General features: G+C 45.4%; 12 protein-coding genes, 2 tRNA genes, 3 rRNA genes, 1 other RNA gene and 1 other annotated feature. Of the genes, 2 read left to right on the top strand and 16 right to left on the bottom strand.

From position 1 onward, the window contains the following. Nucleotides 1-140: 140 nt before the first annotated feature. Nucleotides 141-406, bottom strand: an RNA gene (ffs, locus tag NST31_RS11085) — signal recognition particle sRNA large type. Between the two features lie 258 nt (nucleotides 407-664). Next, nucleotides 665-1,129 (bottom strand): tRNA adenosine(34) deaminase TadA, encoded by a 465-nt coding sequence (tadA, locus tag NST31_RS11090; protein WP_077111895.1) that lies wholly within the window; start codon nucleotides 1,127-1,129, stop codon nucleotides 665-667. Between the two features lie 127 nt (nucleotides 1,130-1,256). Between tadA and NST31_RS11095 the strand changes: the two genes are divergently transcribed. After that, entirely contained in the window at nucleotides 1,257-2,543 is a 1,287-nt protein-coding gene (locus NST31_RS11095) for a glycoside hydrolase family 18 protein (RefSeq protein WP_077111896.1), read from the top strand. A 25-nt stretch (nucleotides 2,544-2,568) separates the two neighbouring features. On the opposite strand, the gene serS is transcribed toward NST31_RS11095, so the two are convergent. The 3 genes from serS to guaB form a co-directional block, all read right to left on the bottom strand. Then, a complete protein-coding gene (gene serS / locus NST31_RS11100; protein WP_077111897.1) occupies nucleotides 2,569-3,843 on the bottom strand; it encodes a serine--tRNA ligase in 1,275 nt (424 codons plus the stop codon). A gap of 48 nt (nucleotides 3,844-3,891) precedes the next feature. Continuing rightward, nucleotides 3,892-4,114, bottom strand: a binding site (T-box leader). Nucleotides 4,115-4,218: 104 nt separating this feature from the next. Beyond that, a complete protein-coding gene (locus NST31_RS11105) occupies nucleotides 4,219-5,511 on the bottom strand; it encodes a serine hydrolase (protein ID WP_077111909.1) in 1,293 nt (430 codons plus the stop codon). Between the two features lie 193 nt (nucleotides 5,512-5,704). Next, nucleotides 5,705-7,171 (bottom strand): IMP dehydrogenase, encoded by a 1,467-nt coding sequence (guaB, locus tag NST31_RS11110; protein ID WP_077111898.1) that lies wholly within the window; start codon nucleotides 7,169-7,171, stop codon nucleotides 5,705-5,707. A 75-nt stretch (nucleotides 7,172-7,246) separates the two neighbouring features. Between guaB and NST31_RS11115 the strand changes: the two genes are divergently transcribed. After that, complete coding sequence (locus tag NST31_RS11115; protein ID WP_083717535.1) at nucleotides 7,247-8,248, top strand: YaaC family protein; 1,002 nt, start codon at nucleotides 7,247-7,249, stop codon at nucleotides 8,246-8,248. A gap of 305 nt (nucleotides 8,249-8,553) precedes the next feature. Here NST31_RS11115 and rrf read toward each other — a convergent pair. From rrf to yaaA, 11 genes are all read right to left on the bottom strand, one after another. After that, nucleotides 8,554-8,669: ribosomal RNA gene (rrf, locus tag NST31_RS11120) — 5S ribosomal RNA — on the bottom strand. A gap of 200 nt (nucleotides 8,670-8,869) precedes the next feature. Beyond that, nucleotides 8,870-11,800: ribosomal RNA gene (locus NST31_RS11125) — 23S ribosomal RNA — on the bottom strand. Nucleotides 11,801-12,165: 365 nt separating this feature from the next. Further along, nucleotides 12,166-12,241 (bottom strand) — tRNA-Ala (locus NST31_RS11130). A gap of 41 nt (nucleotides 12,242-12,282) precedes the next feature. Beyond that, nucleotides 12,283-12,359 (bottom strand) — tRNA-Ile (locus NST31_RS11135). Nucleotides 12,360-12,558: 199 nt separating this feature from the next. Next, nucleotides 12,559-14,109, bottom strand: a 16S ribosomal RNA gene (locus tag NST31_RS11140). The 16S, 23S and 5S rRNA genes sit together here with 2 tRNA genes alongside, the layout of an rRNA operon. Before the next feature lie 579 nt (nucleotides 14,110-14,688). Continuing rightward, the gene (locus tag NST31_RS11145; protein ID WP_077109413.1) at nucleotides 14,689-14,868 is read right to left on the bottom strand and encodes a hypothetical protein; all 180 of its coding nucleotides are present in this window, start codon (nucleotides 14,866-14,868) and stop codon (nucleotides 14,689-14,691) included. Between the two features lie 622 nt (nucleotides 14,869-15,490). After that, the gene (gene gyrA / locus NST31_RS11150) at nucleotides 15,491-17,986 is read right to left on the bottom strand and encodes a DNA gyrase subunit A (protein ID WP_077109412.1); all 2,496 of its coding nucleotides are present in this window, start codon (nucleotides 17,984-17,986) and stop codon (nucleotides 15,491-15,493) included. 65 nt (nucleotides 17,987-18,051) lie between these two features. Further along, nucleotides 18,052-19,971 (bottom strand): DNA topoisomerase (ATP-hydrolyzing) subunit B, encoded by a 1,920-nt coding sequence (gene gyrB, locus NST31_RS11155; protein WP_077109415.1) that lies wholly within the window; start codon nucleotides 19,969-19,971, stop codon nucleotides 18,052-18,054. Nucleotides 19,972-20,029: 58 nt separating this feature from the next. Further along, nucleotides 20,030-20,269 (bottom strand): extracellular matrix/biofilm biosynthesis regulator RemA family protein, encoded by a 240-nt coding sequence (locus NST31_RS11160; protein WP_077109411.1) that lies wholly within the window; start codon nucleotides 20,267-20,269, stop codon nucleotides 20,030-20,032. A gap of 12 nt (nucleotides 20,270-20,281) precedes the next feature. Next, nucleotides 20,282-21,400 (bottom strand): DNA replication/repair protein RecF, encoded by a 1,119-nt coding sequence (gene recF / locus NST31_RS11165; protein ID WP_077109410.1) that lies wholly within the window; start codon nucleotides 21,398-21,400, stop codon nucleotides 20,282-20,284. Between the two features lie 14 nt (nucleotides 21,401-21,414). Further along, the gene (gene yaaA, locus NST31_RS11170) at nucleotides 21,415-21,630 is read right to left on the bottom strand and encodes a S4 domain-containing protein YaaA (RefSeq protein WP_077109409.1); all 216 of its coding nucleotides are present in this window, start codon (nucleotides 21,628-21,630) and stop codon (nucleotides 21,415-21,417) included. Nucleotides 21,631-21,675 lie beyond the last annotated feature (45 nt).

The raw sequence follows: 21,675 nt of genomic DNA on the forward strand, positions 1-21,675 counted from the left end.
CTTATACGGGATATAGGAGGAAAAAGTTTCAGATAGCAATCCCTCGAATCGAATACACATACACTCCGATATACTTTTTTTTCACTGAAAACTAAAAAATCCATCTGCCATTGCAGATGGATTTGATATTGAATGGATTGCCGTGCACCTTCCGTCGACAGTGTTTCATAAGTGTTACTCTAGCAGTTAGCTCGATCCAGGCTGCCCCGCGGCACATGGGATGGCCCACTTAATGCTGCTTCCTTCCGGACCTGACATGGTTCATGGGTTCCCATTGCGCAGGACCCAGATGTCCACACCACTTACTTGAGGCAGATCCTTACAAAACAACAGCCTCGGGAAGGGATTCAACCCCGCTGGAGCGGATTGCGGGTACAGGGCTCCGCTATTTCCCCGTCTAGCACGGTAAGAATTATTGTACCACTTTTTCAGCATAAAATCAATGTTTACTAAAGGAAAGTTTGTCCGGCATTAACTGGCAGTAAAATCACCTTTTTAAAAAATTGTGAGTGAAATGACATTGGATATCGACTGCCAGTATATGCCCGATTGGTTCTACTAACAATCAGTCGGATACAGTTAACTGGCAAGCTAAGAACATATCCTATGGCAATGTCTGCATGGTCCACCTTCTGTGGAACTATCCGGCTATTGAAGCTTCACTTTATCCCTTCTTTTTCCTGCGAAGTTCACGAAAAAATTGGCTTAGAAGCTCTCCGCATTCATCCGCCAATACTCCGCCGACCACTTCACTTTGATGATTAAAGCGGGCATCAGAAAGCAAATTCATAAGTGTTCCCGCACAACCGGCCTTTGGATCAGAAGCTCCGTATACGACTTTTTTTATACGCGATAAAATGATAGCGCCACTGCACATCGGACATGGCTCCAACGTTACATATAGTTCCGCATTTTCAAGACGCCATGTCCCTAGTGTCCGGCAAGCTTCCTGAATGGCGATGATTTCGGCATGCGCTACGGCATTTTGCTCCGTTTCCCGTCGGTTTGATGCTTTAGCGATGATTTTCCCATTTAAGACAATGATAGCCCCGATGGGAACTTCACCAATTGAGCGGGCCTTCTTTGCTTCTTCAATTGCAACATTCATATATTTCTCTTCATTTTCCATCGTTTTTCTCCTCATTTTTGCTACATATGATTGTACCAAAATTTTTTATTAGAGGTCTTTAATTTTCCTGGCATGCATACAATGGGACAAGATAAACGTTTGACTAAGGTGGTTAAGGAGGGTAAACATGCAAATCCATGTCGTCGAGCCCAATCAGACTTTGTCCTCGATCGCTTCCTTGTACGGGATAGCTCCAGCTATCATAACGGAAGCCAATGATTTACAAAATCCCGATCGGCTTGTGGTCGGGCAAGCGATTGTCATTCCGATTATCGGCAGGTTTTATTGGGTACAGCCTGGTGACAGCCTCTATACAATCGCGAGAAGATTTGGCATTTCTTATCAAGAGCTTGCCCGAATCAATGGGATTAGTGTCAACCAGCCTATTCGGGTTGGCTTGCGGCTCTATATCCCACAGGGACCAAAGCGAGAAGGAGAGTTTTTAGCTTATGTCGAGCCGAGGCGTACGGGGACCGTATCCCCCGTTTTGGAGTCGAGTGCGAGAGAAGCATCTCCTTACTTAACATATTTGGCTCCATTTGCTTACTTGCCAAAACGTGACGGAACATTAGATCCCCCCCAGTTAAATCGTTTTCCCGAAATTGCCCGCGCAAACAACACATCTCTCGCCATGGTCTTGGCCAACCAGGAAGAAGGACAATTTAATACTGAACTTGTTCATATTTTGCTTACAAATGAACAAGTGCAAACAACTTTTTTGGAAAATATTGCAACAGAAGCCAAAAGGGTCGGCTTTACCGATATTCACTTTGATTTTGAAAGGATTGCAGCGGAAGATCGTGAAGCTTATAACCAATTTCTTCGAAAAGCACGCGACCGTTTCCATGCGGAAGGCTATATCATTTCCACGGCACTTGCTCCCAAAACAAGTGCTACACAGGTGGGGGAATGGTATGCGGGGCATGATTATCGGGCGCACGGCGAAATTGTCGATTACTCTTTGATCATGACATATGAATGGGGCTACAGCGGCGGTCCCGCAATGGCTGTTTCCCCCATTGGACCAGTTCGGGATGTATTGGAGTACGCGCTAACCGAAATGCCTTCACGTAAAATCATGATGGGACAAAATCTGTATGGCTATGATTGGACGCTTCCGTTCGTCAAGGGAACGACGGCAAAAGCTGTAAGCCCCCAGGAGGCCATTCGGATTGCCCTTGAAAACAATGTAGCCATCGAATACGATACAACTGCACAAGCCCCTTTTTTTCATTATACGGACGGAGAAGGGAACAGGCATGAAGTTTGGTTTGAAGATGCGCGTTCCATCCAGGCAAAATTTGATTTGGTTAAAGAGCTCGATCTTCGGGGTGTCGGCTATTGGAAACTTGGGCTGTCTTTTCCACAAAACTGGCTCTTGATTACTGACAATTTTAATGTAGTGAAAAAATAAAAGCGGCTCATTTGAACCGCTTCTTTCAGTTAATGACTTCTTTATTTCTCATATAAGGGCGCAACACTTCCGGAATTTCAACACTTCCGTCTTCTCGTTGGTAGTTTTCCAAGATTGCCGCCACCGTTCTTCCTACTGCCAAGCCAGATCCGTTCAGCGTGTGCACATGTTGCGGTTTGGCTTTTGGTTCAGTGCGGAAACGGATATTGGCTCTTCTTGCCTGAAACGTTTCAAAGTTTGAACAAGAAGAAATTTCTCTGTATGTTTTATAGCTCGGAATCCATACTTCAAGATCATATTTCTTGGCTGCTGTAAAACCAAGATCCGCTGTACACATGCTCATGACGCGATACGGCAAATTCAAAAGCTGTAATACTTTTTCCGCGTGGTTTGTCAGTTTCTCAAGTTCGGCATAAGAATCTTCCGGTTTTACAAATTTAACTAATTCCACTTTATTAAATTGATGTTGGCGGATCAAGCCGCGCGTATCTCGCCCCGCAGACCCGGCCTCTGAACGAAAACATGCACTGTAAGCCACATAGTTAATCGGCAAGCGATCGCCGTCCAATATTTCATCTCGATGGTAGTTGGTCACTGAGACTTCCGCAGTCGGGATAAGGAAAAAATCATCACTTTCAACATGAAACGCATCCTCCGCAAACTTCGGCAATTGTCCCGTTCCCGTCATACTTGCACGATTCACAAGGTATGGCGGCAACATCTCCTCATACCCGTGTTCTTCCACGTGAAGATCCATCATGAAATTAATGAGAGCCCGTTCAAGCCTGGCTCCAAGGCCTTTATAAAAGACAAATCGACTTCCAGTAACTTTTGCCGCCCGTTCAAAGTCCAATATATTCAAGTCATCGGCCAATTCCCAGTGCGGTTTCGGCTCAAATGTAAATTGTGGAACATTACCCCATCTTCTTATCTCTACATTATCATCTTCCGTCTCTCCTACCGGAACACTTTCATGAGGAATATTGGGAATAGCTAAAAGTAATTGCTGCAACTCTTCTTCAATCACACGGAGTTCTCTATCCAATTCCTTTACTTGCTGGCTGACTTGCCGCATTTCACTAATCAAATGATCGGCATTTTGCTTTTCTTTTTTTAACTGGGCGATTCTTTCTGAAACTTCATTTCTGTTATTTTTTAACTGTTCCGATTGAACAATCATTTCCCTCCGTTTTTGATCAAGTTGTTCAAACTTATCTAAATCAGCCAAATCCTCGCCGCGATGCTGCAATTTTTTCTTGATTTCATCTACATTCCCTCGAAGAACCTTCATATCCAGCATACGATTACCTCCCAAAATATTTTATTTAAACAAAAAAACTCCCGATCCCAAAGGGACGAGAGTTTACCCGCGTTGCCACCCAAATTGAAAGCCTGAGCTTTCCTCTTTGCCTGATAACGGGGTGATCCCGAAAATGCTTACTTGCCCGAAATGATCGGCGGTTCGGCATTTTGCTCAAGGACGGATTCACAGGCAGTGCCGCCAGTTTTCACCAAACACCGGCTCTCTTAAAGGACACTGTTCCGCTACTATTTCCTCTCAACGCATTCGCTCGTATTTTGTTGATAATATACTACATATCCAAGTGGAATGCAAATGTACTGTCTTATCTATATAATTGTCATCTGTCCGCTTTTCTAAACCAACAGATATTTTTTAAAACCAACCTTTGACTGTTTTAACCGAGCTATCCCAAACATCGCCGAAAAAGCCGCCTATTCCGCGCATCATTAGAACAAACCAATTGGCTTTCTCCACTTTTTCTCCTGTCACCATATTGACAGATGCCGTTTTGCTTTTTGATAAAAAGCCGTAAGGATCTTCTCCCTCATATGCGGCTTCCAGAACGCCCACTTTTTCACCTTTTTTAATCGGTGCGGTCAATTTCCCTTCTTTATTCAATTTCTTCTTATCTATTTTAACACGAGGTTTGTACATTTTTTCTTCCCCGTTTTTCACTACCACTTTTAAAGGGGATTCAGACTGAATGGAGACAGATTTTTCTTTTCCGCTTATGACAGGTATCGTTTTATTATTTTTTACTTGATAACCTTTCGGATATATTTCTTTTACAGAGAAGTTTGTAAAAGCATAGTCCATCATTTTTTTGGATTCATTAAATCTGGATTTGTAATCACCTTGGCCGTTTTTTCCTTTCGCGTTCATGACAACCGTAATAACCCTTAAACCATCCCGTTTAGCCGTCCCGGTAAAACAGTACCCAGCAAAGTCTGTTGTCCCGGTTTTTAATCCATCTACGCCTTCATAGCTAAAATCTAGAGATGGGAGCATCCAGTTCCAGTTCACCATTTTTCCAGGCTTACCAGGGAATTCTTTCTCAGGTATGCTCGTTGTTTCCAATACTTCGGGATAATCATTCATCAGACGGGAAGCCAGTTTTGCCATTGATCGTGCAGACATGATATTTTCATCTTCTGGCTTGGTTCCCTCTGGATGTTTGCCTTTTAAATCCTTATTGTTTAGACCGGTGGAATTGACAAACTTATAGTTTTCAAGACCCAGTTCTTCCGCTTTTTTGTTCATTAAGTCGACAAACTTCTTCTCGGAACCGGCAATGGCTTCGGCAATGGCGATCGTGGCGCCATTTGCCGAGTAAATCGCCATCGCTTCATATAATTGTCGAATCGTATATTTTTTCCCCGCTTCAAGCGGTACATTTGAAAGATTTGTATCAATAGAAACCTGATGAACATAATCGCTGATGGTTTGTTCCTGTTCCCAAGATATTTTTTTATCCTTAATCGCTTCGAACATTAGATACTCAGTCATCATTTTGGACATTGAGGCAATGCCGAGCGCAGTATCTTCATTTTTTGCGTACAGTACCTTTCCTGTACTTGCTTCAACGAGGATTGCCGCATCCGCGTTAATATCGAGCGCATCCTCAGCGGAAGCACGTTCAGGAACAGTGATCATGCTAACGAACATAAGTAACGACAGAAAAAACGCTAAAAATGGTATCTTTTTCCGAATTATCACAAGTTTACCCTCCAAATTATATGTACACCTTTGTCATTTTAACATAGAAAAACATCGTTGAGTAGGCTGTCTTCTTTTCAGTTTCATAACAAAAAAAAAGCAAAGCCCATTCACTGGATTCATCAGGGCTTTTGCCATTTTTTTATGATAATGAGTAGTTTGGCGCTTCTTTCGTAATCTGCACATCATGCGGATGGCTCTCACGAAGTCCGGCACCGGTCATTTTGATAAATTGGGCATTTTCACGGAAATACTCCAAGTCGGCGGCACCGCAGTAACCCATTCCGGCTCGAAGACCTCCAGTCAGTTGATAAAGGGTATCTGCGAGCGGCCCTTTATAAGGAACGCGTCCTTCGATTCCTTCTGGGACAAACTTTTTCGCATCTTCTTGGAAATAACGGTCCTTCGATCCTTTTTGCATGGCGCCTTCCGATCCCATGCCACGATATACTTTAAAACGACGACCTTGGAAAATTTCTGTTTCTCCTGGACTTTCCGACGTTCCGGCAAGCAAGCTTCCGAGCATGACAGCATGTCCTCCTGCAGCAAGAGCCTTCACGATATCGCCGGAATATTTAACGCCCCCGTCAGCAATGATCGTTTTTCCATGCTTCCTCGCTTCTGTCGCGCAATCATAAATAGCTGTAATTTGCGGGACACCAATTCCTGCTACAACGCGGGTTGTACATATGGAACCCGGTCCAATGCCCACTTTTACAACATCCGCACCCGCTTCATACAATTCCCTCGTCGCTTCTGCTGTTGCAACGTTACCAGCAATCAAGTTCAAATGGGGATATAGCTTACGAATTTCCCGGACAGTTTTTAACACACCGGCTGAATGGCCATGGGCCGTGTCAACAACGATGGCATCAACCTGTGAATTGACAAGCGCTTCTACCCGCTTATATGTGTCTGCCGCAATCCCGACTGCGGCGCCTGCAAGCAGACGGCCTTTTTCGTCCTTTGCGGAATTTGGATATTCGATCACTTTTTCTATATCTTTGATAGTAATTAATCCTTTCAGGACTCCTTTATCATCAATCAAAGGTAATTTTTCAATACGATGTTCCTGAAGTATTTTTTCCGCTTCGGCAAGGGAAGTTCCGACAGATGCCGTAACAAGATTTTCTTTCGTCATGACTTCGGTAATTGGAAGAGAGTAATCCTGAATAAAACGCATATCCCTGTTTGTAATAATGCCGACCAATATTTTGTCTTCTTCATTATTAACAATCGGGACTCCTGAAATCCGATATTTCCCCATTAAGTGCTCGGCATCATACACTTGATGTTCCGGGGTCAAGAAGAACGGATCAGTTATCACGCCACTTTCAGACCGTTTTACCTTATCGACTTGTTCGGCCTGTTGTTCAATGCTCATATTTTTGTGAATGACACCCAGACCGCCCTGGCGTGCCATGGAAATGGCCATGTCTGACTCGGTAACAGTATCCATTCCTGCACTGATAATAGGGATGTTCAGCTTTAGGCTGTCTGTCAGGCTTGTACTCAAATCAACTTCTTTCGGCAAGACCTCAGATTTAGCCGGGATTAACAACACATCATCAAATGTTAATCCTTCTTTTACAAACTTTGACTCCCACATTTTTTTTCGTCCCCCTGCCCAAAATATTATTAGTAGGTTATCAATTGGTTAAAATACTGTCAAGGTTAATGGGTGATGTTCAATTTTTCTAATTATTCGGAGGTGTTTTGTCTGTCAACATACAAAAAAATATGGATGCAATTCAATTTTTTTCGGTCGGCAACTACAGTTCAAACTTATTTAAAAAGAAAATATGAAAACCACCATATAGAGGATGCCGAAAGAAAAAGCTATGATAATTGTTACCCATTTATGTACTATTTAGAACAAGGCGAAACATACTACACCCAAGCTGACCAATCGCCATTTTCCATCAGACCTATATTGCTTTATTATGGATTAATTCATTTATTAAAGGCATGCCTTCTTACAGTGGACCCAAACTATCCCGGCACAACCTCTGTTTTGGCTCACGGCGTTTCTGCACGAAAAAGGAAAAAGCGGAACTATCAATTTCTGGAAGATGAAGTAAAAGTTCAAAAAAACGGCTTATGCACCTATTTTTCAGAGCAAATGTATCAACTAAAACACTTGGAAGGAGAGAAATATAAAATGGGGGAGTTACTGGCTCAAGTTCCGGAACTGGACGACCTGTACTTATTTACGAGCGGTAAAAGCAATTTTATGCTACTGAAGCAACTCCCCGGCAATATTTGGACAATCCCTGCTGAATTAGCGCTGAACTATCATATAAGTGTTCAGAGGTTAAAACAATTTTTAGATAGCAAGCATCCTGAAATGATTTATTGGCTTGAAAACAAAGAGAAGGAAACAGAGATTCTCATTGACGGCAAGCGGACGAACTTCTTTCCGCCTTTTCGTTATCACATATTTAAAGAGAAATTTGGACTTGGCTCCTCCTTACAAGCCGCCATTCTTCTTCCCGACCTTTTGATTCACTATTTGCTCCTATTTAATTTAAGCATGATCGCCCGTTATGAAACGGAGTGGTGGATGGACCTCATAAAAACGGCATCTGATCTTGATTATCCATTCATCCATGCTTTTTTAAATATTACGGCTGAAAAAAGTCCACAAATGATTCTTGATTATTTAACGGGTAATGAAAAAACATAGAGCGTATCCACTCTATGTTTTCGCTTGCCCGGCAACGTCCTGCTCTCACAAGGGGAAACCCCTCATTACCATCGGCGCGCGAACTTAACTTCCGTGTTCGGGCTGCGGATCATGATGACCGGCGAATCTCTTCGTCATCTGCACTCGCTCGATTCTCATGGGCATTGCCCATTGCGAGTCTCTCTCCCTTGATTCCTTGATCTTCTTGGTCCTTCTGATCCTCGCTTACATTGAGTTTCTTTATATCTTTCAATACTTTTTAAATAAACTAAAATAAGACATCCATTAATATGGATGTCCTGTTTGCCCGGCAACGTCCTGCTCTCACAAGGGGAAACCCCTCATTACCATCGGCGCTGAAGAACTTAACTTCCGTGTTCGGGATGGGAACGGGTGTTGCCTCTTCGCTATCGTCACCAGACATATGTTGTTGTGAGATTCATTCTCTCAAAACCGGGATACATGAGAAGAAGTCCGAGAACCGTTTTGCGCTTCGTGTTCAATCCAGCTCCGGACGCTATCGCTTTGCGTCACTTCGCTTCTTCTGGCAAAGTCGATTGACTTTTCCGCCAGAAGCTCCAGTGAGCTACAGCGATGGACGAGCGTCCTACGCTTTTTCGTTTGATTAAGTCCTCGATCGATTAGTATCCGTCAGCTCCATGTGTCGCCACACTTCCACACCGGACCTATCTACCTGATCATCTTTCAGGGATCTTACGTTGCCTGGCAAGCCAGACAATGGGAAATCTCATCTTGAGGGGGGCTTCATGCTTAGATGCTTTCAGCACTTATCCCTTCCGCACATAGCTACCCAGCTATGCCTCTGGCGAGACAACTGGTACACCAGCGGTGCGTCCATCCCGGTCCTCTCGTACTAAGGACAGCTCCTCTCAAATTTCCTGCGCCCGCGACGGATAGGGACCGAACTGTCTCACGACGTTCTGAACCCAGCTCGCGTACCGCTTTAATGGGCGAACAGCCCAACCCTTGGGACCGACTACAGCCCCAGGATGCGATGAGCCGACATCGAGGTGCCAAACCTCCCCGTCGATGTGAACTCTTGGGGGAGATAAGCCTGTTATCCCCGGGGTAGCTTTTATCCGTTGAGCGATGGCCCTTCCATGCGGAACCACCGGATCACTAAGCCCGACTTTCGTCCCTGCTCGACTTGTAGGTCTCGCAGTCAAGCTCCCTTCTGCCTTTACACTCTGCGAATGATTTCCAACCATTCTGAGGGAACCTTTGGGCGCCTCCGTTACCTTTTAGGAGGCGACCGCCCCAGTCAAACTGCCTGCCTGACACTGTCTCCCAACCCGATCAGGGTCGCGGGTTAGACGGTCCATACAGCCAGGGTAGTATCCCACCGTTGCCTCCACGGAAGCTGGCGCTCCCGTTTCCATGGCTCCTACCTATCCTGTACAAGCTGCACAGACAGTCAATATCAAGCTACAGTAAAGCTCCACGGGGTCTTTCCGTCCTGTCGCGGGTAACCTGCATCTTCACAGGTACTATAATTTCACCGAGTCTCTCGTTGAGACAGTGCCCAGATCGTTGCGCCTTTCGTGCGGGTCGGAACTTACCCGACAAGGAATTTCGCTACCTTAGGACCGTTATAGTTACGGCCGCCGTTTACTGGGGCTTCAATTCGAAGCTTCGCCTAAGCTGACCTCTCCTCTTAACCTTCCAGCACCGGGCAGGCGTCAGCCCCTATACTTCGCCTTACGGCTTCGCAGAGACCTGTGTTTTTGCTAAACAGTCGCCTGGGCCTATTCACTGCGGCTTCTCAGGGCTATTCACCCTAAAAAGCACCCCTTCTCCCGAAGTTACGGGGTCATTTTGCCGAGTTCCTTAACGAGAGTTCTCTCGCTCACCTTAGGATTCTCTCCTCGCCTACCTGTGTCGGTTTGCGGTACGGGCGCCTATTGCCTCGCTAGAAGCTTTTCTCGGCAGTGTGGAATCAGGAACTTCGGTACTTTTTTTCCCTCGCCATCACAGCTCAGCCTACACGGTAAGCGGATTTGCCTACTTACCGGCCTTACTGCTTGGACGCGCTTTTCCAGCTGCGCGCTTGCCTTATCCTCCTGCGTCCCTCCATCACTCAAACGGCAATGAGGCGGTACAGGAATCTCAACCTGTTATCCATCGCCTACGCCTTTCGGCCTCGGCTTAGGTCCCGACTTACCCTGAGCGGACGAGCCTTCCTCAGGAAACCTTAGGCTTTCGGTGGAAGGGATTCTCACCCTTCTTTCGCTACTCATACCGGCATTCTCACTTCCAAGCACTCCACCGCCTCTTTCAAGACGACTTCGCCGCGCTTGGAACGCTCTCCTACCATTGCTATTGCAATCCACAGCTTCGGTGATACGTTTAGCCCCGGTACATTTTCGGCGCAGAGTCACTCGACCAGTGAGCTATTACGCACTCTTTGAATGGTGGCTGCTTCTAAGCCAACATCCTGGTTGTCTAAGCAACTCCACATCCTTTTCCACTTAACGTATACTTGGGGACCTTAGCTGGTGGTCTGGGTTGTTTCCCTCTCGACTACGGATCTTATCACTCGCAGTCTGACTCCCAAGGATAAGTATTTGGCATTCGGAGTTTGTCTGAAGTCGGTAACCCGATGAGGGCCCCTCGTCCAAACAGTGCTCTACCTCCAATACTCTCACCTTGAGGCTAGCCCTAAAGCTATTTCGGAGAGAACCAGCTATCTCCAGGTTCGATTGGAATTTCACCCCTACCCACACCTCATCCCCGCATTTTTCAACATACGTGGGTTCGGGCCTCCAGTCAGTGTTACCTGACCTTCACCCTGGACATGGGTAGATCACCTGGTTTCGGGTCTGCGACCTCATACTCTTGCGCCCTATTCAGACTCGCTTTCGCTGCGGCTCCGTCTTTTCAACTTAACCTTGCATGAAATCGCAACTCGCCGGTTCATTCTACAAAAGGCACGCCATCACACTTATTGTGCTCTGACTACTTGTAGGCACACGGTTTCAGGTTCTATTTCACTCCCCTCCCGGGGTGCTTTTCACCTTTCCCTCACGGTACTGGTTCACTATCGGTCACTAGGGAGTATTTAGCCTTGGGAGATGGTCCTCCCGGATTCCGACGGGATTTCTCGTGTCCCGCCGTACTCAGGATCCACTCGGGAGGGAACGACGTTTCAACTACAGGGCTGTTACCTTCTTTGGCCGGCCTTTCCAGGCCGCTTCGTCTACGCCGTTCCTTTGTCACTCCACTTTGAGTGTCCTACAACCCCGAAAGGCAAGCCTTTCGGTTTGGGCTCTTCCCGTTTCGCTCGCCGCTACTGGGGGAATCGATTTTTCTTTCTCTTCCTCCGGGTACTTAGATGTTTCAGTTCCCCGGGTATGCCTTCCATTCCCTATGGATTCAGAAATGGATACTGCCTCATTACTGGCAGTGGGTTTCCCCATTCGGAAATCTCCGGATCAGCTTGCTTACAGCTCCCCGAAGCATATCGGTGTTCGTCCCGTCCTTCATCGGCTCCTAGTGCCAAGGCATTCACCGTGCGCCCTTATTAACTTAATCTTTTTTTCGGTCAACGATTAGCGTCGAATCTCTGTGTCAGCTCCCTCATTCACGTCATCACGCACTCGTAGTGCGCTCTGGTGCTCATTCGGTCGCTTCCTTGATCTTCTCGCTTCTCGTTGCCCTTGGTTGAGTGATACTGACACTCAAACCTAAAGGTTTTACACTTCTCATGGTTGCTCCATAATGGATCATCCATAAGGTGAACGATTCTCGGTTTGTTTCTTCTCATGTTATCCGGTTTTCAAAGAACGAAGTAGGCTGAACTCAATCACATGGTGTGATTCATCAGCACATTTATGCAATTTTGCGGCTAATAGCAACCAAGTCCTCCCTCGGCTACAATATCGCAAAGGCCACAAATATGGTGGAGCCTAGCGGGATCGAACCGCTGACCTCCTGCGTGCAAAGCAGGCGCTCTCCCAGCTGAGCTAAGGCCCCATAAAGTAGAAAAATCCCCATTTTTATTACCAAATGTGGGATGGTGGGCCTGAGTGGACTCGAACCACCGACCTCACGCTTATCAGGCGTGCGCTCTAACCAGCTGAGCTACAGGCCCACTTGGGATTTAAAGAGTTTGACCTCTCAAAACTAAACGAAACGAAAGCGTCAATTTGTATCTATTGGAAATGTCCAGTTGCGGCTCCTGGCTGCTCGAGATCGCTTCGCTTCTTCTGTAAAGTCCTGCGGACTTTTCGTCAGAAGCTACAGCGCCGGTCGCAGCCGAGCAGTCGCCTCCACATTTCAATTATCCTTAGAAAGGAGGTGATCCAGCCGCACCTTCCGATACGGCTACCTTGTTACGACTTCACCCCAATCATCTGTCCCACCTTCGGCGGCTGGCTCCAAATGGTTACCCCACCGACTTCGGGTGTTACAAACTCTCGTGGTGTGACGGGCGGTGTGTACAAGGCCCGGGAACGTATTCACCGCGGCATGCTGATCCGCGATTACTAGCGATTCCGGCTTCATGCAGGCGAGTTGCAGCCTGCAATCCGAACTGAGAATGGTTTTATGGGATTCGCTCCACCTCGCGGTCTCGCGGCCCTTTGTACCATCCATTGTAGCACGTGTGTAGCCCAGGTCATAAGGGGCATGATGATTTGACGTCATCCCCACCTTCCTCCGGTTTGTCACCGGCAGTCACCTTAGAGTGCCCAACTTAATGCTGGCAACTAAGATCAAGGGTTGCGCTCGTTGCGGGACTTAACCCAACATCTCACGACACGAGCTGACGACAACCATGCACCACCTGTCACCGATGTCCCCGAAGGGAAAACTTTATCTCTAAAGCGGGCATCGGGATGTCAAGACCTGGTAAGGTTCTTCGCGTTGCTTCGAATTAAACCACATGCTCCACCGCTTGTGCGGGCCCCCGTCAATTCCTTTGAGTTTCAGCCTTGCGGCCGTACTCCCCAGGCGGAGTGCTTAATGCGTTTGCTGCAGCACTAAGGGGCGGAAACCCCCTAACACTTAGCACTCATCGTTTACGGCGTGGACTACCAGGGTATCTAATCCTGTTCGCTACCCACGCTTTCGCGCCTCAGCGTCAGTTACAGACCAGAGAGCCGCCTTCGCCACTGGTGTTCCTCCACATCTCTACGCATTTCACCGCTACACGTGGAATTCCGCTCTCCTCTTCTGCACTCAAGCCTCCCAGTTTCCAATGACCCTCCACGGTTGAGCCGTGGGCTTTCACATCAGACTTAAGAAGCCGCCTGCGCGCGCTTTACGCCCAATAATTCCGGACAACGCTTGCCACCTACGTATTACCGCGGCTGCTGGCACGTAGTTAGCCGTGGCTTTCTGGTCAGGTACCGTCAACGCACCGGCAGTTACTCCGATGCGGGTTCTTCCCTGATAACAGAGTTTTACGATCCGAAGACCTTCATCACTCACGCGGCGTTGCTCCGTCAGACTTGCGTCCATTGCGGAAGATTCCCTACTGCTGCCTCCCGTAGGAGTCTGGGCCGTGTCTCAGTCCCAGTGTGGCCGATCACCCTCTCAGGTCGGCTACGCATCGTTGCCTTGGTAGGCCGTTACCCCACCAACTAGCTAATGCGCCGCGGGCCCATCTGTAAGTGACAGCAGAGCCGTCTTTTATCCTTTCTCCATGCGGAAAAAGAAATTATCCGGTATTAGCCCCGGTTTCCCGGAGTTATCCCAGTCTTACAGGCAGGTTGCCCACGTGTTACTCACCCGTCCGCCGCTGACTAAAAAGGAGCAAGCTCCTCTTTTGTCCGCTCGACTTGCATGTATTAGGCACGCCGCCAGCGTTCGTCCTGAGCCAGGATCAAACTCTCATGTAAAGTTTGGTTAGCTCATAATTAAAGCTGACTAATCAATTATTGATTGACGTTTCGTTTCGTTCAGTTTTCAAAGATCAAACTTGGCGCCGCTCTTTTGAGCGACTTTATTAGTATATCAATCTGACGAGAAGATGTCAACAACTTTTTAAAATCTTTTTTATCGCGACGCTCTCGCTCGTTCAGACAACGATTATTAATATAACACCTTTTCACTTGCTTGGCAATAGGTTTTTTAAAATTTTTATGGGATTAAAATTTAGAGGAGGATAAGATGTTTCCACTTGCCAAAACGTGCGCTCTGCCGAGGGCTAAGACCGTGGCGAAGCCGCACCGAAGGGGAATTAATTCCCCTTTGACCCTCCCTCTAATGCTCGCCGAGCAAAAAAACAAAATAAAAAGATATGATAAATTCCCTCGTATCTCTTGTATTTCATTTCGTTTATTTTTTGCCATTATCATTTTTCTCAAATCATCAAGTTCAAGTTCGCCATCAACATACCTTTCAGTTTAAGCTCCGATTTTCTTTGATTAATGGTTGGGATTTACCGCCAAAATTTCGGAACATCATACTATACATCTTTATCTGTTATTAAAAATATTTTCCCCTAATTTCATTTTAGTGTAATCATATAGAAATCCCTTTTTTCTCTTTTTAATAACATCAATATTTCTAGTAAGAATCATTGAAATTAATAAATTTATCAACTTTACACCGACTAAAATAAATACTAAAAAACTTACTAATTCCAAATTACTCATATTGATTACCACCCTTTTGCTGCACAAAAAGTTTTAAAGATTTTAGGTGCCTTTGGACTGTTTTTCCACTTTTTACAAGTAGCATAAGCCCCTAGATCTTTTGATTGATATAGTGTTCGGATCATAAAAGCACGTGTTTTTTCACACAACATGTGCTGGTTGTAAGAGATGTCAATCTTATTAACGGCCACTTCATCAATTGTTTGCATGTACCCAATTAAATTTTTTGCGGTTTTTTATATTTCACTAAACGATTAAAACCTTGAGCGATTGCTTTCAAACTTTTGCCTAAATCCTCGCCATCATAGATATTATTCACTGATAACCCTTACAGTCCGTTCCAAACCATTGTCAAGATGTCGCTATCCAATCCACAATGTCCGTTTGGGCCCGTTTTGCAATCTGTTCCGTAGCCTGTAGTTGCAATTGTTGCCTTGCGCCTGGTTTTTTATGTCACTTTTCAATTTACTCTTGATAAGTAGCTAGTCAAAATGATAAACGTACGAACTAATATTTACAATTGAACATCAAAAATATTTCTTAATAATCCAAATACAAGCAGCCCGTATATCCATTTTTTCAAAAAAAGAACATCGGGGAATGATCCGATGCTCCGCATTGCTTATTCGTACAATTCTTCACCTGTGATTTCTTCATCACTCGGCGTTGTTGATATTTCTTCAATTCCTTCGGCTTTTTCTACTTTTGCGACCGTGGCGACAGATTCCTCTTCATCAAGCCTGATCAGAATGACACCTTGTGTATTACGGCCCATGACGGAAATATCTTCAACCGCCATACGAATTAAAATGCCGCCGGCAGTGATCAACATCAGGTCTTCATCACCTTTAACCGTTTCTACAGCAACGACACTTCCCGTTTTCTCGGTAATATGGCAAGTAATTAGACCTTTTCCACCGCGGGATTGTATCCGGTAATCAGCTGCTGGCGTCCGCTTGCCGTAGCCATTTTTTGTTACGACAAGAACATCGTGGTCCTCCTCGAGAATTTCCATTCCAACAACTTCATCGTTTTCGGTTAAATTAATCCCTTTTACGCCAGTTGCCGTTCTTCCCATTGGGCGTACATCTGTTTCAGGAAAGCGGATGAGCAGTCCGTTCTTAGTTCCAATCACGATATCTTTATCGTTATCCGTTAGTTTTACCGAAATAAGTTCGTCGTTTTCCCGAAGGTTCAGGGCGATCAGTCCATTATTTCGGATGTTGGCAAAGGCTGATACCGGCGTTCTTTTAACAATTCCTTCTTTTGTCGCAAAGAACAAGAACCAGTCTTCCAGGACTTCTTCCACGGCGATGATTGTATTGATCCACTCACCTTTATCGATCTCCAGCATATTAATGATCGGCAGTCCCTTGGCCGTCCGGCTGTACTCGGGAATCTCATAACCTTTCTTCCTATACACTTTTCCTTTGTTTGTAAAGAAAAGGATGGTGTCATGAGTAGACGTCGTAAGTAAATGTTCTACGAAATCATCTTCATTTGTTCCCATTCCTTGAACACCCCGGCCGCCCCGTCTTTGGCTACGGTATGTGGAAATGGGCAGCCGCTTGATATAACCGTTATGGGTTAACGTGATGACAACATTTTCCCTTGGAATCAAATCTTCATCTTCGATGTGTCCCACTCCACCGGAAACAATCTCAGTCCGGCGGCCATCATCAAAGCGCTCTTTAATTTCCGTCAATTCATCGCGAATAATTTGCAACACTTTTTCTTCATCAGCCAGAATGCCTTTTAATTCCGCAATCAGCTTTAGAAGTTGCTGATATTCATCTTCGATTTTTTCTCTTTCAAGACCGGTCAAGCGCTGAAGCCGCATATCAAGAATCGCCTGAGCTTGCTTTTCGCTCAAGTTGAATTGTTCCATTAACCCGGTTCGGGCAATGTCGGTTGTCTCCGACCCCCTGATCAAGCTGATGATGGCATCAATATGATCAAGGGCGATTCTTAATCCTTCTAAAATATGGGCACGGGCCTCCGCTTTTCTCAATTCAAATTCTGTTCGCCTGCGAATGATGACTTTCTGATGTTCCAAATAATGTTCCAAGCATTGCTTTAAGTTCAACACTTTCGGCTGTCCGTCCACAAGCGCCAGCATATTAATACCAAAACTCGTTTGCAAGGCCGTCATTTTATATAGATTATTTAAAATAACATTTGCGTTGGCATCCCTGCGGACTTCCATGACAATTCTCATGCCGGAACGGTCTGATTCATCCCGTAACTCAGTAATGCCGTCCAGTTTTTTTTCACGCACCAGTTCGGCAATTCGCTCGATAAGCCTTGCCTTATTCACTTGGAAGGGAATCTCATGGACGATAATCGTTTCCCTTCCGTTTGATTTCGTTTCAATCTCAACCCGGGCCCGCATAATAATGGAGCCACGGCCTGTCTCGTAAGCCCTTCTGATACCGCTTCTTCCCACGATCAGTCCCGCTGTCGGAAAATCCGGTCCTTGAATATATTCCATCAATTCTTGAATCGTTATTTCAGGGTCCCTGCTCAACATCAGAATGCCGTTAATAACTTCACCAAGTTGGTGGGGAGGAATATTCGTTGCCATTCCTACGGCAATCCCGGAAGAGCCGTTGACAAGCAGGTTTGGAAAACGGGCGGGCAACACGACCGGCTCTTTTTCCGAACCGTCATAGTTCTCTTTATAATCAATCGTGTCTTTATTTAGGTCCCGTACAAGCTCCATCGAAATCTTAGACATCCTGGCCTCGGTGTACCTCATGGCGGCCGCCGAGTCGCCATCAATGGAACCAAAGTTCCCATGTCCGTCCACAAGCATGTACCTGTAGCTGAAATCTTGCGCCATCCGAACCATCGTTTCATAAACAGGCGAATCTCCGTGAGGGTGGTATTTTCCGATAACCTCCCCAACGATCCGCGCTGACTTCTTATAAGCTTTATCACTTGTCATCCCAAGGTCATTCATGGCATATAATATCCGCCTATGAACAGGTTTTAATCCATCCCGGACATCGGGAAGGGCGCGGGAGACGATGACGCTCATCGCATAGTCGAGAAAGGATGAACGCATTTCCTGACTTAAATTGATTTCCTTCACATTTGATTCAGGCATATCTGTCATGCTAAAACCTCCCTTATCCCGAAAAAAGCAAGTGAGGATTCTCACAAGCTTTTAACCGGCAAAAATTAAATATCCAAATTCTTTACGTATATTGCATTCTCTTCGATAAACAACCTGCGCGGTTCCACTTTTTCACCCATGAGCATATCAAATGTTTCATCTGCATCAATGGCGTCTTCCAAGGTCACCTGCAGGAGCGTCCTCGCTTTCGGATCCATCGTCGTTTCCCAAAGCTGCTCGGGATCCATTTCTCCGAGTCCTTTATACCTTTGCACAATCGGTTTTGGCTGCTCCGGCAACTCTGCGATCAGAGCATCTAATTCACGATCGGAATAGGTATATAATTCCTTTTTCCCTTGGCTGATTTTATAAAGCGGGGGCTGGGCTATATAAATATAACCCGCTTCAATCAATGGCCGCATATAACGGTAAAAGAGCGTAAGCAACAGCGTCCGGATATGGGCGCCATCCACGTCCGCGTCCGTCATGATCACTATTTTATGGTATCGGGCTTTGGAAATGTCAAAATCGTCTCCGATTCCAGTGCCAAGAGCCGTAATGATCGCCCGCACCTCATTGTTGGACAGAATGCGGTCAAGACGGGATTTTTCAACATTAATAATCTTTCCCTTTAGGGGTAAAATAGCTTGGAAGTGCCGATCCCGCCCTTGTTTCGCGGAGCCGCCGGCGGAGTCTCCTTCCACAATATATAATTCACTGATTTCAGGATCTCTGGAAGAGCAGTCCGCGAGCTTCCCTGGAAGACTGGATATTTCCAATGCATTTTTTCGCCGTGTTAGTTCACGCGCTTTTCGAGCCGCCATCCTCGCTCTGGCGGCCATTAAACCTTTATCGACGATTTTCCTTGCAAGTGTCGGATTTTCCAAAAGGAATTTCTCAAAGTGCTCTGAGAAAAGAGCGTCCGTGATCGTACGGGCCTCTGAGTTTCCAAGTTTCGTTTTCGTTTGTCCCTCAAATTGCGGATCTGGATGTTTGATGGAAATGATGGCGGTCAAACCTTCCCGGACGTCTTCTCCTGACAAATTGCCATCATTTTCTTTGATGATTTGATGCTTTTTGGCATAGTCGTTAATGACTCTTGTCAAAGCAGCCTTAAATCCCGATTCATGCGTGCCACCTTCATATGTGTGGATATTGTTTGCAAAGGAATAAATATTACTTGCATACCCGTCGTTGTACTGCATGGCAATTTCAATGGCGATCTCATCGCGCTCACTGTCGATGTAAATCGGTTCCTCGTGAAGCACTTCTTTCGCTCTGTTCAAGTGCTCTACATAAGACATAATCCCGCCTTCATAGTGGAATTCGAGCTTTTTGGGTTCCTCGCGCTTATCTTCAATCGTCAATTTTAATCCTTTGTTTAAAAAGGCCAGTTCCCGGGTACGGGTAGATAAGGTTTCAAAATCAAATTCAGTCGTTTCCGTAAATATTTCCGGATCCGGTTTGAAGTGAATGACGGTTCCTGTTTGGTCTGTATCACCGATGATTTTCAAATCAAATTGGGGTACGCCTCTTTTATATTTTTGATAATGAATTTTTCCGTTCAAATGTACATATACTTCAAGCTCGCTGGACAACGCGTTGACGACCGATGCGCCAACACCGTGAAGGCCTCCGGAAACTTTATATCCGCCTCCGCCAAATTTTCCGCCGGCGTGGAGGACGGTCAGAATAACTTCAACTGCCGGGCGGCCCATTTTCTCATGAATACCCACTGGTATTCCACGCCCATTGTCTTTAACGGTAATGCTGTTGTCTTCTTCAATAATGAGATTAATTTCATTGCAATATCCAGCCATCGCTTCGTCAATACTGTTGTCCACAATTTCCCATACGAGATGGTGCAAACCTTTTATGCTTGTTGAACCTATATACATCCCGGGACGCTTGCGAACCGCTTCAAGCCCTTCAAGCACCTGGATTTGTTTTTCGTCGTACTGTTTTTGAATGGCCTCTTGTTCCATTGACATGAACGATTCACCTGCACTTTCCATCTATTTTAAAATGAATCAAACATATTGTTCATCTTGTATCGTTCATTGCTTTTTTCTTTAAAGTAGCGAGGGCGACAGGGGTGAGATACATATGATTCGGTGTAATTACGAGCGATTTATAAGGGCCGTCCGCAATATTGACCACACTCTCTTTTTTCTTTTCCAACATATCTTGCATCGGCTCAGACTCATTGACTGTCTGCATATCTAAAATGGCAATGATATCACTCAAACGGACCAATGTATCATCACCTACATGAACATACATACAAGGTCCTCCTCATTCCACTCTCGTGATGTTGCCGTTATGAACTGAAAAACTGGTCGCTTCTCTTATCGTTTCATGGTCAATCCCGCTCGTTGTCGTTGTTGTCACAAACGTTTGAACTTTATCCTGAATGGTATTTAGCAAATGGGATTGGCGAAAATCATCCAATTCGGATAAAACATCATCAAGAAGCAATATCGGGTATTCACCAACTTCCTCAAAAATGAGTTCTATTTCGGCCAGTTTGACAGAGAGGGCAGCAGTGCGTTGCTGGCCTTGTGAGCCAAACGTTTGAACATCTCGCCCGTTAACATAAAAATATATTTCATCTCGATGCGGGCCAATCAGGCTGATTCCCCGGTCTATTTCTCTATTCCTTAAAGTGGAAAGTTTTTCCTCAAATGTTGTTACCATTTTGGACGAATCGGCCTGTTCTGATACATCCAGAGATGGTTTATACCGAATCGTGAGGGACTCAAGGCCTCGGGAAATACCGGAATGAATCGGCTTTGCCCAGTTTTCGAGGATTCGCACAAACTCAAAACGCTTCTGAATAATTTTGACAGCAATGTCAATATACTGTTCTGTTAATACATCCAAAAATGTTTGATCCGTTTGTTTTTTCATTTGCAATTGTTTTAAATACTGGTTTCGCTGCTGCAGAATTTTTTGGTATAAGCCTACATGGTAAAGGTAAAGGGGAGATACTTGGCCAATTTCCATATCAATAAAACGACGCCTTACTTGAGGGCTCCCTTTGACAAGATGGAGATCTTCAGGCGCAAACATCACAACATTCATATTTCCAACATATTGGCTTAATTTCCTTTGCTCTATATGGTTAAATTTGGCTTTTTTTCCTTTTTTGGAAATCGTTAACTCCATGGGAGCAGACCCGCTCTTTTTTTGAATCCTGCCCCTTATTTTAGCATACTCTTCATCCCATCGTATCAAATCCTTGTCATTTGAAGTTCGATGGGACTTGGCCATGCCTAAAACGTAAATGGCTTCCATGACATTTGTTTTTCCTTGGGCATTTTCTCCAACGAACACATTGACTTTATTTTCAAAAGAAAGTGAGAGTGTTTTATAATTTCTAAAATTTTCCAATTCCAATTGCTCAATATACATGGAAAAGACATCCTTTAATGGGCAACAAGAAAACTTCCCGCTCCCTGCACTTCGATACGATCACCCTCATAGAGCTTGCGACCGCGCCTTTGCTCAGGTTCTCCATTGACCAAGACGGTATGCTCGCTCAAAAACCACTTGGCCATTCCGCCTGAATCAATCAGATCGGCAAGCTTTAAAAATTGACCAAGTGTGATGGTGTCCGTTTGAATGACAATTTTTGTTTCCACGCTCTCACTCTTTCCGTTTATGATCTCATACCTTTATTTTACTAA

The organism is Siminovitchia sp. FSL W7-1587, assembly GCF_037963795.1.
Lineage (GTDB): Bacteria > Bacillota > Bacilli > Bacillales > Bacillaceae_C > Siminovitchia > Siminovitchia thermophila.

Excerpts from the sequence above, each read along its gene's own strand:
- NST31_RS11115 (WP_083717535.1), top strand. The coding sequence starts at position 7,247 with ATGTTCAATTTTTCTAATTATTCGGAGGTGTTTTGTCTGTCAACATAC.
- NST31_RS11160 (WP_077109411.1), bottom strand. The coding sequence starts at position 20,269 with ATGTATGTTCATGTAGGTGATGATACATTGGTCCGTTTGAGTGATATC.
- NST31_RS11095 (WP_077111896.1), top strand. The coding sequence starts at position 1,257 with ATGCAAATCCATGTCGTCGAGCCCAATCAGACTTTGTCCTCGATCGCT.
- tadA (WP_077111895.1), bottom strand. The coding sequence starts at position 1,129 with ATGGAAAATGAAGAGAAATATATGAATGTTGCAATTGAAGAAGCAAAG.
- gyrB (WP_077109415.1), bottom strand. The coding sequence starts at position 19,971 with ATGGAACAAGAGGCCATTCAAAAACAGTACGACGAAAAACAAATCCAG.
- serS (WP_077111897.1), bottom strand. The coding sequence starts at position 3,843 with ATGCTGGATATGAAGGTTCTTCGAGGGAATGTAGATGAAATCAAGAAA.
- guaB (WP_077111898.1), bottom strand. The coding sequence starts at position 7,171 with ATGTGGGAGTCAAAGTTTGTAAAAGAAGGATTAACATTTGATGATGTG.
- NST31_RS11145 (WP_077109413.1), bottom strand. The coding sequence starts at position 14,868 with ATGAGTAATTTGGAATTAGTAAGTTTTTTAGTATTTATTTTAGTCGGT.
- gyrA (WP_077109412.1), bottom strand. The coding sequence starts at position 17,986 with ATGACAGATATGCCTGAATCAAATGTGAAGGAAATCAATTTAAGTCAG.
- recF (WP_077109410.1), bottom strand. The coding sequence starts at position 21,400 with ATGTATATTGAGCAATTGGAATTGGAAAATTTTAGAAATTATAAAACA.
- NST31_RS11105 (WP_077111909.1), bottom strand. The coding sequence starts at position 5,511 with ATGTTCGTTAGCATGATCACTGTTCCTGAACGTGCTTCCGCTGAGGAT.